Genomic DNA, 18,096 nt, shown 5'->3' with positions numbered 1-18,096 from the left:
TATTCCTCAGGAATCCGTTGCCAGGTCCGCGAGCGCCAGACGGGCCAGCTCCGCGTCGGAGAGTGCGTCGAGGCCCACCTCGAGCTCGCCCTCGCCCGGCACCTCACGCGCCGGGGCGGGCTTCCTCTCGTCGTTGAACTTCAAGACAGCCTCGATGAGGTGGTCGGCGAGGAAGTCCACATTGGGGTGGTTCATCGCGATGGTCGAAGGCAGCGAGTGCCCCAGCCCGTCCTGCAGGGCGTTGCGCAGCTCGATGGCCATCAGCGAGTCCATGCCCAGGTCCGTGAAGCCCTGGCCCCAATCGACTCCTCCCGCCACGTCCAGGCGGAGCACGCGCCCCACCGCCTCCTGGAGCCTGCGGACGAGCACCTCTCGCCGCTCGTGCGGCAGCGCGCCCTGCAGCTCCGCCAACCACTGCTTCTTCGTCGTCGCCACGGCCGCGCGAGACTCTTCCTTCCGCGCCGGCGCCACCGCCGCGTAGAAGCCCGAGCGCCCCAGTCGTCCGAGGCCCTCCAGGTACGCCGGCCACCGGATGTGCATGAGCCCGAGCTGCGCCTGCGAGTGCCCCAGCGCCTTGCCCAACAGCTCCAGGCCCTGCGCCGTCGGCAGCGCGCGGATGCCCCGGCGCTCCAACGCCTTGGCCACCTGCGCGTCCGTGGCCATGCCCACCTCGGCCCACGGGCCCCAGTCCAGCGACAGCGCGGGCAACCCGCGGGAACGACGGACGTGCGCCAGCGCATCGAGGAAGGCGTTCGCCGCCGCGTAGCCACTCTGTCCCGGAGAGCCGAGCAGCGCCGCGGCCGACGAGAAGAGGACGAAGTGCTCCAGCGGCCGGGTCTCCGTGAGGCGGTGGAGGTTCCACGCACCCGCCACCTTGGGCGCCATCACCCGCTCGAAGCGCTGGGCGTCCTGCTGCACCAGTGCTCCGTCCTCGACGATGCCCGCCGCGTGGAAGATGCCGAGCAGCGGCACCGCCCCCGCGTCGATGCGCGCCAGCAGCGCCGCGACGTCCGCCTCACGCGCCACATCCGCCGAGGCCACCGTGACGCTCGCCCCCGCCTGCTCCAGCTCCGCGAGCACCGCGCGAGCCTCCGCCGTGGGCTCACGTCGTCCCACGAGGACCAGGTGACGCGCGCCGCGCTCCACCAGCCACCGCGCCATCGACAGGCCGAGCGCGCCCAGACCTCCCGTGATCAGGTACGTGCCGTCCGCGCGGACGGAGGTGACCTCCGCGCCACCCTTCGCCCGCTGGAGCTGGGGACGCAGGCGCCGCTCCCGACGGAGGGCCACCTCGACTCCCGGAGAGTCGCTGGAGCGCAGCAGCTCGGTGAGCAGCGAGGACACGCTGCCCTTCACGTCCCGAGGGTCCAGGTCGATGCGGCCGCAGCGCAGCTCACCGTGCTCCAGGTCGATGACCCGGCCCAGGCCCCACAGTGACGCCTGCACGGGCGAGGACACCGCCACGCCATCGGCGGGCTGCGCGCCCTGCGTGACGAGCCACAGCGGCGACTGCGTGCCGCTGGCCACGAGCGCCTGCGTCAGGTGCAGCGCTCCCGCTGTGGCCTGGAGCGTCGCCTGATGCAGGGCCTCGGCGGACCGAGTCTCCTCGGAGGAGGTCTGGTCCAGGCCCCACAGGTAGACAGCGCCCGCGCACGAGGCTCCATTCAGGGCCTCGCGCAGCAGTCGGGTGAAGTCGGCCGGAGCGCTCGCGTCGACCTCGAAGCGCTTCGGGGCCGTGTTCCGGAATCCAGCGCCAGGACGCACGCGGATGACGGAGGCTCCGCGCTCCTCCAGCCGCGTGGCCAGCTGCTCGCCGACGCCTTGCGCGTCCAGCAACAGCAGCCACGGGTGGGACTCGGCCTGGGGCAGCGGCGCGGGCGGCAGGGGCTCGGGGGTCCACGCCACCTCGTAGATGCGCTCCTCGGACTTCTTGTGCGTGCTGGCCTGGAGGACCTCACGGCTGGCGCGACGCGCGTGGAAGCCGAGAATCTCCGCCACCGGGCCGTGCTCGTCGAAGAGCTGCACGTCGCCGCTGAGGATTTCTTCCGTGATGGCCCGCTCGCCCGCGGTGGACTTCGCGTAGCACCACAGCGCGCCCTGCGGACGGCGGAAGAAGTTGAGCTTCGAGACACTGAACGGAATCGCCAGCGCGTCGGCCAGGCTCGTCGCGTCGCTCACCATCCAGTTGGCGAGCATCTGGAAGCACGAGTCGATGAGGCCCGGATACAGCTGGTAGTTGTCCGGGGAGTCCGGCAGCTCCGGCTGCTGCATCTGGCCGAACGCCTCGTCCTGGCTGCGCTGGAAGGGACCAATCCAGCGGAAGCTCGGGCCCAGCGTGTAGCCCATGGCTCGGAAGAACTTGTAGAAGTCGTCTCCCGAGCGCGACTCGGTGCAGCGCGCCAGCACGGCCTCGCGCGCGGGCAGCGTCCTCGGCGTGGAGACCCGCGACGGGTCCACTCGCAGCTCACCGGTGCCGTGCAGCACCCATTCACCGGACTCGCCCTGCGTCATCAGCTTGAGGGAGTAGCCCTCCGCGTGCGGCGAGAAGATGAGCTGGAGCGGGCGCAGCTCGTCGTCCGCGAGCACCAGCGCCTGGTGGAACGTGAGGTTCTCCAGCGTGCAGGCCTGGGGACCGAAGGTCTCCACGACGGCCGAGAGGACCATCGAGAGGTGAGAGGCCGCCGGCGTGACGACCGTGCCGTAGAGACGGTGGTCATCGAGGTACGCCGGACGGAACGCCCCGAGCGTCGTGCTGTAGATGATGTCGTCGAACGCGGGTGAGTACAGCCGGGTCCCGAGGTGCGGCTTGATGGCCCGAGCCTCACGCGGCGCGAGCAGCGCGCTCTGTCCCCGCGGCTCGCGGGTCCACCAGTAGCGCTGACGCTGGAACGGGTAGGTGGGCAGGGACACGGCGCGGCGCGCGTACGGCTTCTCGTACTCGCTCCACGCCACCTCCACTCCCTTCACGTACAGCGCCCCCAGCGCCTCCAGCGCCGTCTCCCACTCCCCCTTCCCCTTCCTCAAACTCGCCACCCACTCCAGCCCCTCCTCCTCCAGCGTCTGCCTCCCCATCCCCACCAACACCGGCGCGGGGCCCACCTCCAGGAAGATTCCCACCCCCTCCTTCCTCAGCGCCTCCATCCCCTCCGCGAAGCGCACCGCCTCCCTCACGTGCGTGCGCCAGTACTTCGCGCTCGCCACCTCCGCCCCCGCCTTCTTCCCGCTCACATTCGAAATCAGCACCCGCTTCGGGGCTTCCAACTTCACCGCACCCACCCGCGCTTCGAAGGCGTCCAGCATCGGCTCCATCTGCGGCGAGTGGAACGCATGCGACACCTTCAGCTTCTTCGTCTTCGCGCCCTTCTCCCCCAGCCGACGCTCCGCCTCCTTCACTCCCTCCTTCAACCCCGCCACCACCCACTGCTTCGGGCCGTTCCTTGCCGCAATCGAGACGCTCGCCTCCAGTCCCTTCACCGCCTCCGCAATCCACTCCTCCGGTGCCTCCACCGCCACCATCTCCCCCTCCCCCCCCAGCGCCTGCATCAGCCGGCCTCGCTCCGCCACCAGCTTCAGCGCGTCCTCCACTCCCATGACGCCGGCCACCACCGCCGCCACGTACTCCCCCACGCTGTGCCCCAGCACCGCGTCCGCCTCCACTCCCCAACTCCTCCACATCCTCCACAGCGCGTACTCCACCGCGAACAGCGCCGGCTGCGTGTACCTCGTCTCGTCCAGCTCGCTGCCCTGGCCGAACATCACCTCCAGCAGCGGCTTCTCCAGCACCCCCTCCAGCACCTTCGCGCACTCCTCCAGCGCTTCCTTGAAGGCAGGCTGCGTCCGGTACAACTCCTCTCCCATCCCCACGTACTGGCTTCCCTGGCCCGTGAAGAGGAAGGCCACCTTCCTCTTCTCCTTCCCCACCGCCTGGCCTTTCACCACTCCGGCCACGGACTCTCCCGCCACGGTGCGTTCCAGCTTCGTCTTCAGCTCCTCCGCTGAAGCACCCACCACCGCGAGCCTCTGCTCCAGGTGCGTCCTTCCCACCGACGCCGTGAAGCACACGTCTCCCACCGCGGCCTCGCCCAGCGCTCCCGCGTACTGCTTCGCCTGCTCCTCCAGCGCGCTCGCGCTCCTCGCACTCAGCACCAGCACGTGCTTCGGGCGCTCCTGGAAGGCGGGCAGCTCACGCGGAGCCGGAGCCTCCTCGATGACCACGTGCGCGTTGGTTCCGCTGAAGCCGAACGAGCTGACACCGGCCAGACGGCGTCCCTGCTTCGGGTCCCACTGCGTCAGCTTCGTCGGCACCTCCACCGCCATCTGGTCCCAGCCGATGTGCGGGTTCGGCGTCTTGAAGTGCAGGTGTGGCGGCAACTGCTTGTTCTTCAGCGACAGCACCACCTTCATCACCGCCGCCACTCCCGCCGCCGACTCCAGGTGCCCCAGGTTCGTCTTCGCCGAGCCCAGCCACAGCGACTCCCCGCTCCGTCCCTCCCCCAGCGCTCCCCACATCGCGTCCACTTCAATCGGGTCTCCCAGCGACGTCCCTGTCCCGTGCGCCTCCAGGTAGCTGACCTCCGTCGCCTTCACTCCCCCGTTCTCCAGCGCCTGGCGAATCACCGCCTGCTGCGCCAGCCCGTTCGGCACCGTCAGCCCGCTGCTCGGGCCGTCGTGGTTCACCGCCGTGCCGCGAATCACCGCCAGCACTTCGTTCCCGTCCGCCACCGCGTCCGACAACCGCTTCAGCACCAGCACGCCGCAACCCTCGCCGCGCGCGAACCCGTCGGCCGAGGCGTCGAACGTCTTGCACCGACCCTCCGGCGAGAGCATGTGCGCCTTGCAGATGGACAGCGTGGCCTCGGGCGTGAGGATGAGGTTCACGCCGCCCGACAGCGCGAGCGTGGACTCACCGTTGCGCAGGCTCTGGCAGGCCAGGTGCAGCGCCACCAGCGACGACGAGCACGCCGTGTCCACCGCCATGCTCGGACCGTGCAGCCCGAGCGCGAACGACAGGCGACCAGCGACCACGTTCAGCGAGGTGCCCGAGGCGAAGTACGCATCCACCGCCGCCGCGTCCTGATTGAGGATGACGCGCGAGTAATCCGACGCGGTGACGCCCACGAAGACGCCCGTGTTCGTCTCTCGCAGCGAGTCCGCGTTGATTCCCGAGCGCTCCAACGCCTCCCAGCCGACCTCCAGCAACAGCCGCTGCTGCGGGTCCATGCTCTCGGCCTCGCGCGGGGAGATGCCGAAGAACTGCGGCTCGAAGCCCGCCACGTCGCGCAGGAAGCCGCCCTTGCGCATGTACATCTTCCCCGGCGCCTCCGGGTCCGAGTCGAACAGCGCATCCACATCCCAGCGGTCCGCCGGCACCTCCGAGGTGGCATCCACGCCGTCGCGCAACAGGCGCCAGTACGCCTCGGGCGTGTTCGCGTCCCCCGGGAAGCGGCAAGCCATGCCGATGATGGCGATGGGCTCGTCCGTGCGAGCGACGGCCTTGGGGGCCTCCGCGCGAGGCTTCTTCTCCTCCACGAGGCTCAGCAGGTGCTCGGTGAGCGCCTGCACATTGGGATGATTGAAGGCCAGCGTCGCCGGCAACGACTGCCCCACCACGCGCTGGAGCCGCTCCTTCAGCTCCACCGCCATCAGCGAGTCCATCCCCAGGTCCGCGAAGCCGCGTCCCGCGGGAATCGGCCGCTTCGGGTCCAGCCCGAGTACCCCCGCGACCTGCTGGCGCACCGCCGCCTCCAGCTCGTCCCGCCCCAGCATGGGCGCGGTGGGCGCCATCGGCGCGGCGGCGGTCTCCACGGCCTTCGTCCCCAGCGCCGCCAGGAACGGCCGAGGACCACGGGCTTCATAGATGGGCTTGAAGCGCTCCCACCGCACGCGCGCCACCGTGGCCTGCGTGACGTCCGCGCCGAGCAGCCGCTCGAACCACGCGACCCCCTCCTCGGTCTCCAGGGAGTCCACGCCCATGTTCGCGAGCCACCGCTGCGCATCCGGCGACGCCATGCCCCGGCCCGCCCACGGGCCCCAGTTGATGCTCGTCGCGACAAGCCCCTGTGCGCGCCGGTGCTGCGCGAGCGCATCCAGGAACGCATTGCCCGCCGCGTAGTGTCCGGAGCCCACCGAGCCCCAGACCGCCGAGATGGACGAGAAGAGGACGAAGAAGTCCAGCGAGTCCCCTTGCGTCAGCGCATGCAGGTGCCACGCGCCCTCGACCTTCGGCGCCAGCACGGCATCCAGCGCGGAGGCATCCAGCTCCCGCAGCCGCGCGTGCGTGGAGACACCCGCCGCGTGGACCACGCCCTTGAGCGCGGGCATCGTCGCGCGCACGTTCTCCAGCAGCGCCACCATCTGCTCACGACGGGAGACGTCCGCGCGCGCGAGCACCACCGTCGCTCCCGCGGCCTCCATCTCCCTCACCGCCGCGATGCGCACGGCCACGTCACCACCACGAGCCTCCAGGGCCTCCCACTCGGAGCGCTCGGGGAAGGCGCTGCGCGCCGTGAGCACCAGGTGCCGCGCACCCTGCTTCACCATCCAGCGCGCCACCTGCAGCCCGAGCTCTCCCTGGCCGCCCGTGACGAGGTACGTCGCCGCCGAGGCCAGCGTCGTGGCCTTCGCCGCGGGGAGCGGCTTCGACTCCAGCCGGGGGACGAACCGACGCCCGTTCCGGAGCGCGACCTGCTCCTCGCCCTCACCCGCACCGCGCATGAGGACGTCCGCCAGCGGCTCGCCCTCCGCCTTCTCCACGTCCACCAGCCCGCCCCAGCGCTCCGGATGCTCCAGCGCCGCCACGCGGCCCAGCCCCCACAAGAGCGCCTGCGACGGGTCGACCTCCGAGGACTCCACCGCGCAGGCCCCGCGCGTCACCACCCACAGTCGGCCGGTCAGCTCCGACGAGGACTCGAGCGCCCGCAGCGCGGAGACCACGCTGATGCAGCGCTCCCGGGTGCTGGTCCTCAGCGCGCCCGGCGACTCCACGCCCGACGCATCCAGGCCCCACAGGTGCACCACGCCCGCGCGCGGCAGGTTCGCCGGGAAGGCCTCCTTCCACAGCTTCGCCAGCGCCACGCCGTCCGCGGGGTCCACGGCCAGGGCCCCCGGAGCGGAGGCGGCCCCCGCGTAGACCTTCACGTGCGGAACGCCCTGCTGCTCGAAGCGCGCGGCCAGCGCCTCACCCACGCCGCCCTGGTCGCACAGCAGCATCCAGGCACCCGGGACGCCCTGCCCGCTCGCCGTCGACTCCTCCCAACGCACCTGGAAGAGCGAGCCCGCGTCCAGCTCCGTCACCGCGCCGTGCACCGTGGCGCTTTCGGAGCGCCCCGTCGCGAGGCGAGGCGCCTCCGACGGCCAGTGACGCTGACGACGCCACGGGTAGGTGGGCAGGGCCACCTTCTGTCGCGAGGGCTCCGCGTCCACCGCGCGCCAGTTCACATCCTGGCCCCGGAGGAACAGCCGTCCCAGCGCGCCGAGCAGCTGCTCCGCGTCGGGACGCCCCTTGCGCAGCGAGGCAATCCACGCCGGCTGCTCTCCCAGACACGCGCGTCCCAGGCCCAGCAGCGTGGCCGTGGGCCCCACCTCGACGAACACGTCGATGCCCAGCTCGCGCAGCGACTCCATGCCCTCCTGGAAGCGCACGGCCTCACGCGCGTGGCGACGCCAGTACCCCGGCGCCCCCAGCTCGCCAGCGCCCACGGGCCGGCCCGTCACGTTCGACACGAGCGGAATCGTCCCCGGCAGCACCTTGACGCGAGCCGCCTGGGACTCCAGCGCCTCCAGCATCGGGTCCATCAGCGGCGAGTGGAACGCGTGCGAGACGACGAGCGCCTTGGTGCGCACGCCCTTCGCCTGGAGCTCCTGGTCGAGCCGCGCAATCACCTCTCCCGCGCCGGACAACACCACCTGGCCAGGAGCGTTCAGGCAGGCCAGCGACACCTGGCCCCGGTGCGGCTCCAGCAGCGGCTGCACCTGGGCCTCGGTGGCGAAGACGCTGAGCATCGCGCCTCCCGAGGGCAGCGCCTGCATCAGCCGGCCGCGCTCCGCGATGAGCGCGAGGCCATCCTCCAGGGACAGGTGGCCCGCGACGACGGCGGCGGCGAACTCGCCCACGCTGTGACCCATCACCGCGTGCGGCACCACGCCCCAGCTCTTCCACACCTGCGCCAGCGCGTACTCCAGCGCGAACAGCGCCGGCTGGCTGTACTCCGTCTGGTCGATGGGCGACGTCGCGCCCTCCGCCGGGAAGAGCACCGACAGCAGCTCCATGCGGGGCTTCAGCAGCGCGGCGCACCGGTCCAGCGCCTCACGGAACACGGGCGACGTCGCGTACAGCTCGCGGCCCATGCCCACGTACTGGCTGCCCTGCCCCGTGAACAGGAAGGCCACCCGCGGGGCCTGGGGCGCGGCCTCCGCCGAGGCCACGGCGTCCGAGACGTCCCCCTTCGAGAAGCCCTGCAGCGCCTCGGCCAGCGCCTGCGTCGAGCCGCCCACCACCGCCAGACGGTGAGCAAAGCGTGCTCGCGTGGTGTTCGCGGTGAAGCACACGTCCGCCGCGTCCAGCTCCGGGTGCGCGGACAGGTGGCTCGCGTACTGGCGGACCTGCTCGGCGAGCGCGTCCTCCGACTTCGCCGTCAGGAGCAGCAGGTTCGAGGGGGGCCGGCTCGGCGCCGCCGAAGGCACCGCGCGCACGGGCGCCTCCTCCAGCACGACGTGCGCGTTGGTCCCGCTCATGCCGAACGAGCTGACGCCCGCGAGCCTCGGCTTCTGCGAGCGGGCCCACGGCAGCGCGCTCTCCGCCGGGATGACGAAGGCCGTGCCGTCCATGCGGATGCGCGGGTTGAGCCGGGTGAAGTTCAGGTGCTTGGGGATGCGCTCGTTGCGCATCGACAGCACCACCTTCATCAGGCCCGCGATGCCCGCCGCGGACTCCAGGTGGCCCATGTTCGTCTTCACGGACGCCAGCGCGCACTGGCTCCCATCCGCCCTCGGCGCGCCCACCACGTCGGCCAGGGCCTCCACCTCGATGGGGTCACCCAGCGACGTGCCCGTGCCGTGCGCCTCGATGTAGCCGATGGCCGAGGGCTCCACGCGCGCGTTCGCCAGCGCCTGGCGCAGGAGCGCCTGCTGCGCGAGCACGTTCGGCGCCGTCAGCCCCGTCGAGCGGCCATCCTGGTTGATGGCCGAGCCCCGCACCACGGCGAGGATGGTGTCCCCGTCCGCCTGCGCGTCCGACAGGCGCTTGAGCACGATGACGCCGCAGCCCTCACCGCGCACGAAGCCGTTGGCCCACGCATCGAAGGTGCTGCACCGCCCGTTCGGAGACAGCGACTGCGTGCGGGCAATCATCTCCGTGCTGAGCGAGTCCAGGATGAGGTTGACGCCGCCCGCGAGCGCCAGGTTGCACTCGCCCAGCCGCAGGCTCTGACAGGCCAGATGCACCGCGACGAGCGACGACGAGCACGCCGTGTCCACCGCGAGGCTCGGCCCCTGGAGGCCCAGCACGTAGGAGATGCGACCGGGCGGGAAGCAGTGCCCGTTGCCCGTGATGTAGTACGCGTCGAGCTGGTCCGCGCCCATGGGCAGCACGCGCTCATAGTCGTTGCCGGTGATGCCCACGAAGACGCCCGTGGACGAGCCCAGGAGCTTCTCCGGGTTCTGCCCCGCGTCCTCCAGCGCCTCCCAGCTCACCTCCAACAGGAGCCGCTGCTGCGGGTCCAGGCTCGCCGCCTCGCGCGGGGAGATGCCGAAGAAGTCCGCGTCGAAGCCGTCCACCTCGTCCAGGTACCCGCCCCAGCGCGGCGTGCCCGTGTCGGCGTCCGTGCGGCGCGACGCCGGCTCACGGCGCACGGCGTCCCGGCCCTCGTCGAGCAGCTTCCAGTAGGCCTCGGGCGAGTCCGCGCCCCCCGGGAAGCGGCACCCCATGCCGACGATGGCGATGGGCTCGGTGCGCGCCTTCTCGAGCGTGTCGAGCTTCGCCTGCACCTTCTGCATCGCGAGCACGGCGCGAGCCATGCGCTGCTTCAGTTCGTTCTCCTTGGTCGCGTCACTCACGATTCGTTCTCCAGCGCGGTCAGCGCATCGTCGAAGAGGTCCAGCAGGTGCTCATCCGAGAGGGCCGCGAGCTCCGCGGCGGACTCGTCGGATGGACGCTCCTGGTTCGCCTTCGACGGCGAAGGGGTTGAGGGCTCGCACACCGGCGCGAGCTCGAGTCTTTCGAGCAGGTGGACGCTCAGCGCGCCGAGCGTGGAGTGCGTCCACAGGAGCGTCGCGGAGAGCTTGAGCCCCAGGGACGCCTCGACACGGTTGCGAAGCTCCAGGCTCATCAGCGAGTCCAGGCCCAGCGCCCGGAACGGGTCCGCCCGGCCCAAGCGCGAGGGCTCCAGTCGCAGAACCTGGGCAATCCGCTCGCGCAGGTGTGATTCCAACAGCTCCAGGCGCGCGCCCGGCTCCGCCTGCTTCAGCGTGCCCAGGAAGTCCGAGCCGGGACGGGCCACCTCACCGCGTCCCTCCGCGCTCAGCTCGGACCAGACGCGCAGCGGCGCCACGGACGGGAAGAACTCCAGCCACTGGCGCACGTCCAGGCGCACCGCGGCGGCCTGCGTGGCGCCCTCGTCGAGCAGCCGCTGGAGCAGCTCCTCTCCTTCACGTGCGACGAAGCTCGCCATGCCCTGGTACGCCAGGCGCTCGCCGCGGTTGGACTGCGCGGCGGCCAGGCCCACGTCGGAGAACGGACCCCAGTTGACGCTCGTCGCGGGCAGCCCCACCGCGCGCCGGTGATGCGCCAGCGAGTCCATCGCCGCGTTCGCCGCCGCGTAGTTGCCCTGGCCCGGCAGGCCCAGCAGCGACGCCACGGACGAATAGAGGACGAAGAAGTCCAGGACCTCGCCTCGCGTCAGCTCGTGCAGGTTCCACGCGCCACGCACCTTGGGCGCCATCACCGTGCGCAGGTGCGACGGCGTCAGTCGCGCCAGGGTGGCGTCCTCCAGCACGCCCGCGCAGTGCAGCACGCCGCGCAGGGGCGGCAGCGCTCCGTCACGCGTCCTGGCCAGCGCGGCGCGCAGCTGCTCCGCGTCCGCGACGTCGGCCTGGGCCACGACGACTCGCGCGCCCTGCGTCTCCAGCTCCGTCAGCGTCTTGCGCGCGGTCTCCGACGGAGACGAGCGACCCATCAGGAGGAGGTTCCGCGCGCCGTGCTCCACCAGCCACTTCGCCGCGGAGAGGCCCAGTCCGCCCAGACCACCCGTCACCAGATACGTGCCGTCCGCTCGCACGCGGAAGCCCGAGCGCGCGGGGGCCACCTTCAGCGTGGGGTCCTCCATGCCGATGACGAGCTTGCCGGTGTGCCGACCCTGCGCCATCTCGCGGAAGGCGTCCGCCACCCGCGAGACAGGGAAGCGCTGGTACGGCAGCGGCCGCAGCGCGCCCGACTCCACCTGCTCCATCACCTCCTGGAGCAGCCGCGCGAACAACACGGGCTTGCGCTCCTGGAGTCCCGCCAGGTCGATGGCCGTGTACGAGATGCTCTTGCGGAACGGCGTGAGCTCCAGCGCGCGGCCGTCGTAGATGTCGCGCTTGCCGACCTCCAGGAAGCGCCCCTCCGGACCGAGCAGCTCCAGGCCGCGCGGAATCGCGTCACCGGAGAGCGAGTTGAGCACCACGTCCACGCCCTCGCCGTTCGTCAGGCGCTTCACCTCGTCGGCGAAGGCCAGCGTGCGCGAGTCCATGACATGGGCGATGCCGAGGGTGCGCAGGAACTCGCGCTTCTCGGGCGTGCCCGCGGTGGCGAAGATTTCAGCGCCCCGGGCCTGGGCCACCTGCACCGCCGCGAGTCCCAGTCCGCCCGCCGCGGAGTGGATGAGGACTCGCTCCCCCTTCTGGAGCCGCCCCAGGTGCTCCAGCGCGTACCACGCCGTCATGAAGACGAGCGGCACGGTGGACACGTCCTCGGCGCTCATGCCCTCGGGGCACGGGCGCACGAAGCGCGCGTCCGCGATGACGTGCGAGCCCAGGCTGCCTCCGGCCACCGCCACCACGCGCTGTCCGACAGAGAGCCCCGTGACGCCCTCACCCACGGACACCACGCGGCCCGCGCACTCACCGCCCAGCGAGACGGGCCCGGGAGGCAGGCCCGGATAGATGCCCATCGCCTTCATCACGTCGATGAAGTTGAGGGCCGCCGCCTCCACCTGGACCTCCACCTCGCCCTGGCCAGGACGACGTCGCTCGGCCACCCGCGCCACCAGCCGGTCCAGCACACCGGGCGTGGGAATCTCCACGCGGAAGGCCCGTCCCTCGACGGGGAGCCTCGGCTCGGCGGACTCGCGCGACGCATCCACCGGGAGACGCCGCGCCAGTCGCGCCGCGTGCCGTCCCTGGGTGCGCAGCGCGACCTGCTCGTCCTTCGCGCCCGCGAGCACCTCCTCCGCCAGCAGCGAGGCCGCCGCGTCCGGGGACAGCGCCTCGACATCGACACAGGTGCACCGCAGCTCCGGGTGCTCGTGCGACACCACGCGGCCCAGGCCCCACAGCGAGCCCTGCACCGCGTTCACCCGGGGCTCTCCGCCCACGGCCTGCGCGCCCTTCGTCACGAGCCACAGCCGGGGCGCCGTCCGCCAACCCGCCCGGGTCAGCTCCTGCACCAGATGCAGCGCGCCGCCGCACAGCCGCTCGGCCTCGTCACTGGCGCGCGCTCCGGACACCTCCACCTCGGAGGCCTCGAGCGCCCAGAGGTACACCACGCCTCCGCACGACTCACCCTCGGAGAAGGCCTCGGTCAGCAGCCGCTGGAAGTGCTCGCGCGAACCGGGGGCCACCGCGAAGTGCCGGGCGCCGAGCTTGCGGAACTCCGCCCCCGCCTCGACCTTCACGCACGTGCCGCCCCGCGCTTCGAGCTGGCTCACGAGCGCGGCGCCATGCCCCTGGCCATCCATCAGCACGAGCCACGGCGCCTCGGCGGACGGCGACGTCGCGGGCGCGTCCACGCGGTGCCACGCCATCTCGAACAGCGCCCGGTCCTGGGCCACCAGACGCGCGTCCCGCTGTCCCGCCAGGGGCGCCAGCACCATGCCGCGCACCTCGGCGACCGGCAGGCCCTCCGCATCGAGGAGCCACACGTCTCCCTGCCGAGTCGTCTCCCCTGCCGCGGGCTCCGACAGGCGAGCGTGTGCCCAACGCACCGGCGTGCCCGCGCGACTCACCGCGAAGCGGCGCACGCGCACCGGGACGTGGGTGCCACCTCCCGACGGGAACGCCTCCAGGAGCACCTGCAGGCTCGCGTCGAGCATCGCCGGGTGCAGCCCTCGCACGGCGCCCAGCGCCTCGGGCACCTCCAGCCGCCCCAGCGCCTCACCGTCGCGACGCCACACCTCGCGCAGCCCCTGGAACGTCGGGCCGTAGCTCAGGCCGCGCTCCTCCATCTCGCCGTAGTGCGCGGAGCCCTCGCGGACCTGCGTGCACCGACGTCGCACCTCGTCCAACGACACAGCGGGCGGCGTGGCCTCCATGGCCAGCGGTCTCACGGTGCCGGACGCGTGCACCGTCCACACCTCCGCGCTCTCGCCCGACACGGGCACGAAGCTGGAGACCTTGAACGACGCGCCCTGCGCCGACTCCGACGTCAGCACGAGCTGGGTCGGCCGCGAGCCCTCCTCGGGCAGCGCCAGCGCCTCGTCGATGCGCACGTCCTCCAGGGCCCACGTCCCCTCGCCCAGTCCCTCGCGCGCCGCGGCCAGCGCCCAGTCCAGATAGGCCGCCGCCGGGAGCACCACGGTGCCCTGCACGCGGTGGTCCTTCAGGTACGGCAGCTTCTCCACCGCCACATCCACGTCCCAGAACCGCGCCCCGGGCCGGAGCGAGGAGCGGCGCGACACCCCGAGCACCGCGTGTCCCTGTCCCGCGCTCCTCGAAGCCCCCGCCGCGCCCGGCTGGAACCAGTACCGGTCCCGCTGCCACGGGTACGTGGGCAGCGACACCTGACGGCCCTCCGCGGGTGTCACCGCGCGCCAGGAGACCTCGCGCCCCTCGGTGTAGAGGCGGCCGAGCGACTCCAGCATCACCACCCGCTCGGGCTGCTCGCGCCGCAAGGTCGGCAGCACCGTGCCCGGCTTGCCCAGGTGCGCGAGCGTCTGCTCGATGGAGGGCAGCAGCACCGGGTGCGCGCTCACCTCGACGAACAGCCCGTGGCCCGCGGCCACCAGGGACTCCACCACCTGCGACAGCAGCACCGGCTCTCTCAGGTTGCGCACCCAGTACGCGGGCGTCAGCTCCGTCCCCTCCGCCACGCGCCCGAGCACCGTCGAGTGCAGCGCCACCTCGCTCGCGCGCGGGGAGAGCCCGTCGAGCAGCTCCAACAACTCCGCGCGCAGCGGCTCCATCTGCGGGCTGTGCGAGGCCACGTTGACCTTCACCGGCCGGCAGAAGACCTGACGCTGCGTCAGCGTCTCCATCACCTGCTGGAGCGCCTGGGGGTCTCCGGAGAGCACCGTGGAGCGAGGGCTGTTGCTCGCGGCCACCGAGAGCCGGTCCTCCACGCCGCGCAGCACCTCGCGCGCCTCGTCGAGCGACAGCTCCGTCACCGCCATGGCGCCCTGGCCGCTGGTGCGAAGGAGCAGCCGGCTGCGGCGGCAGATGATGCGCGCCGCGTCCTCCAGCGTCAGGGCGCCGGCCACGTGCGCCGCGGCCACCTCGCCCATGCTGTGCCCCACCACCGCGTCCGGGGTGATGCCCCACGAGCGCCACAGCCGCGCGAGCCCCACCTGCATGGAGAAGAGCGCTGGCTGCACCACGTCGATGCGCTCCAGCCAGCCCGCATCACTCGACGCCAGCACCTCGAGCAGCGACCAGTCCACGAAGGCCTTCAGCGCCGCGTCGCAGTCCTCCATCGCCGCGCGGAAGACGGGCTCGCTCCGGAGCAGCTCACGCCCCATGCCCACCCACTGGGAGCCCTGGCCGGGGAACACGAACACCACGGGCGTCCGCGAGGACGCGGGCCCCTGTCCCACCACGAGCCCCGGACGCGGCTCCTGCCGCAGGAAGGCCTCCAGTCCCTCGCGCGCGCCCGCCAGGTCCCTCGCCACGAGCGCCAGTCGCTGGTCCAGCGAGGAGCGGTGCAGCGCCAGCGTCGCGGCGATATCCGCGAGCGACGTCGACGACGCGGGGTCGCAATGCGGCACCAGCGAGCGCGCCAGGTCCGTCAGCGCCCGCGGCGTCCGGGCGGACAACGGCAGCAGCACCGCGCCGTCCACCGTCGGCGTCCCCGGCCAGCAGACCGACACGCCCCAGGCGTACAGCGCGCCCAGCGCATCCAGCAGGCCCCCGCGCGCGTCGTCGCGCCGCATCGAGGCCACCGTCAGCGCCTTCCGCTCCGTCCGGGCCAGCGCCTGCTCGAGCGAGCGACGCATCACCGGGTGCGCGCTCAGCTCCACGAAGGTGTCGATGCCCTCCGCCGCCAGCTTCTCCACCGCCTGCGTGAAGCGCACCGGCTGACGGAGGTTGCGGCTCCAGTAGGACGCCTCCAGCGACGCGCCCTCCAGGTCCTCTCCCGTCACCGTGGACACCCAGCGCGGAGCGCTCATCCGGGGCTTCATCCGCGCGAAGGCCGCGTCCAGGTCCTCTCGGATGGCGTCCATCTCCGGGCTGTGCGCGGCCACGTTGACGGGGATGCGCGAGCAGAACACGCCGTGCGAGGACAGGTCCGCGAGCAGCGCGTCGAGCGCCCCCGCCTCACCGGACACCACCGTCGTCGACGGGTCGTTGAAGCCCGCCACCACCACCCGCCCCTCCAGGGGCGTCAGCAGCACCTCCACCTCGACGCCCGGCAGGCCCACCAGCGCCATGCCGCTGCGGCCCGCGGTGCGCTGCTGCAACCGGCTGTAGTGGTGCACCAGCCAGACGGAGTCCTCGGTGCCGAGCGCGCCGGTGATGCAGGCGGCCACCACCTCGCCCAGGCTGTGGCCCACCACCACCTCCGGCTCCACGCCCCACGAGCGCCACAAGGCCGCGAGCCCCACCTGCACCGCGAAGAGCAGCGGCTGCACCACGTCCGCGTCCTCGGCGCGCGGATGCGGCGTCACCAGCGCCTCCACCAGCGACCAGCCCGCCAGGGGCCGGAAGGCCGCGTCCAGCGCCTCCACCTTCGCACGGAACACCGGCTCGCGGTGCAGCAGTTCGCGTCCCATGCCGTCCCACTGGGAGCCCTGGGGCGTGCACACGAAGGCGATGCGCGGCGAAGGCCGCTCCCCCCTGCCCACCACCAGCCCGACGCGCTCCTGTCCCGCCAGGAAGGCCCGGGCCTCTTCCACGAGCTCGGCGCGCGAGCGGGCCGTGAAGGCCACCCGGTGCGAGCCCTCGCCCACGTCGCGCGCCCACGGCTGGCACAGCTCCGCCAGCGTCTCGAGGGACGCGGCGTCAGACGCGCGGGCCGCCACCTTCTCGACCTCGGCGCGCAGGCTCGCCGCATCCGACGCCGCCAGCGGCAGGAGCTCCGCGCGCGAGCCCGGGGCCTCCTCCAGCACCAGGTGACAGTTCGTCCCGCCCCACCCGAAGGCGCTCACGCCCGCGAGCGCCTTCTCGTCCTCCGCGGGCCAGGGCGACAGCCGCTCGGGGACCTTCAGGCGCAGCGTCCCGAAGTCGATGAGCGGATTGGGCGCGTCGAAGTGCAGGTTGGGCGGCACGCGGCGGTGCGACAGCGCCAGCACCACCTTGAGCAGACCGGCGATGCCCGCCGCGCCCTCCAGGTGACCGATGTTCGTCTTCACCGAGCCGATGAGCAGCGCGCGCTCCGCGTCCCGCCCCTCGCCCAGCACCGTGCCCAGGGCCCCCGCCTCGATGGGGTCGCCCAGCGCCGTGCCGGGGCCGTGCGTCTCCACGTAGTGCACGCGGCTGGGCGTCACCCCGGCGCGCGCGTACGCGTCACGCAGCAGCGACTCCTGGGCCGCCGCGCTGGGCGCCGTCAGGCCGTTGCCGAAGCCGTTGTTGTTCACCGCGCCACCGCGGATGACGCAGTAGATGGGAACACCGGCCGCCTGCGCCGTCGACAGCGGCATCAGCGCCACCATGCCCGCGCCCTCGCCGCGCGCGAAGCCGTTGGCGTCCGCGGCGAAGGCCTTGCTCGCGCCATCCGGCGACAGCCCACCGAACTTGGTGAGCGCCACGCTGGTCTCCGGCGCGAGCAGCAGGTTGACGCCGCCCACCAGCGCCAGCCGGCACTCCCCCGCACGCAGGCTCTGACAGGCCAGGTGCGCGGCCACCAGCGACGACGAGCACGCCGTGTCCAGCGTGACGCTCGGCCCGCGCAGGCCCAGCGCGTAGGAGATGCGGTTGGCCACGATGTTGAGCGCCTGTCCCGTCGCGGTGTGCGGCGTGACGGCCGCGCAGGCGTTCTGGTGCAGCACCGCGTAGTCGTGCCAGATGGCGCCCACGAAGACGCCGGTGCTCGAGTCACGCAGCCCCGTCGCCGGCACGCCCGCGTCCTCCAACACCTCCCACGCCAGCTCCAGCATCAGCCGCTGCTGCGGGTCCATCTCCGCCGCCTCGCGCGGGGAGATGCCGAAGAAGAGCGGGTCGAAGCCCTGCACGCCGTCCACGAAGGACGCCCGGCGCGCCACCATCTTCCCCGGGGCCTGGAGCTCGGTGTCGTGGTACGCGTCGATGTCCCAGCGCTCCGCCGGCACCTCGCGCATGGCGTCGTAGCCCTCGCACAGCCGTCGCCAGAACGAGGCCACGTCCGGCGCCCCCGGCATGCGGCACGCAAGGCCCACCACCGCGATGGGCTCATCCACCGGACGCGAGGCCGACGTCGTCGCCACCGGCCGGGCCTCCGTCTCCGCGCGGCCCGACAGCGCCGCCGCCAGCGCGTGAATCGACGGGTGCCGCCAGAACAGCAGGGGCGACACGGGGCGGCCCAGCACGCCGGACAGCTCCGTCATCAAGGCCACGACCTTCACGGAGTCCAGCCCGTAGCGGCTCAGCCGCTCCTGGGGGTCCAGCGTCTCCAGGCCCAGCAGCGCGGTGACTCGCGCGACGAGCCACGCCTGGATGGCCTGCTCCGACATCGAACTTTCAGCCGTCATCTCCACGCCTCTTCCGCCCACGCCG

2 protein-coding genes are annotated in these 18,096 nt (G+C 72.5%); both read right to left on the bottom strand.

Features of this window, described 5'->3' with window-relative positions; all coding sequences use genetic code 11:
- Positions 1 to 6 precede the first annotated feature (6 nt).
- Positions 7 to 10,053 (bottom strand): SDR family NAD(P)-dependent oxidoreductase, encoded by a 10,047-nt coding sequence (locus tag AC6JA9_RS10430; protein ID WP_497959601.1) that lies wholly within the window; start codon positions 10,051 to 10,053, stop codon positions 7 to 9.
- On the bottom strand, positions 10,050 to 18,071 hold the full coding sequence (locus tag AC6JA9_RS10425; protein WP_497959600.1) for an SDR family NAD(P)-dependent oxidoreductase: 8,022 nt from the start codon (positions 18,069 to 18,071) through the stop codon (positions 10,050 to 10,052). The genes AC6JA9_RS10430 and AC6JA9_RS10425 overlap by 4 nt, the downstream gene beginning before the upstream one ends.
- Positions 18,072 to 18,096 lie beyond the last annotated feature (25 nt).

The sequence above is a fragment of the Myxococcus sp. MH1 genome, assembly GCF_059738865.1.
The sequence above is the reverse complement of the archived record's forward strand: the minus strand, read 5'-3'. Positions and strand labels throughout refer to the sequence as shown.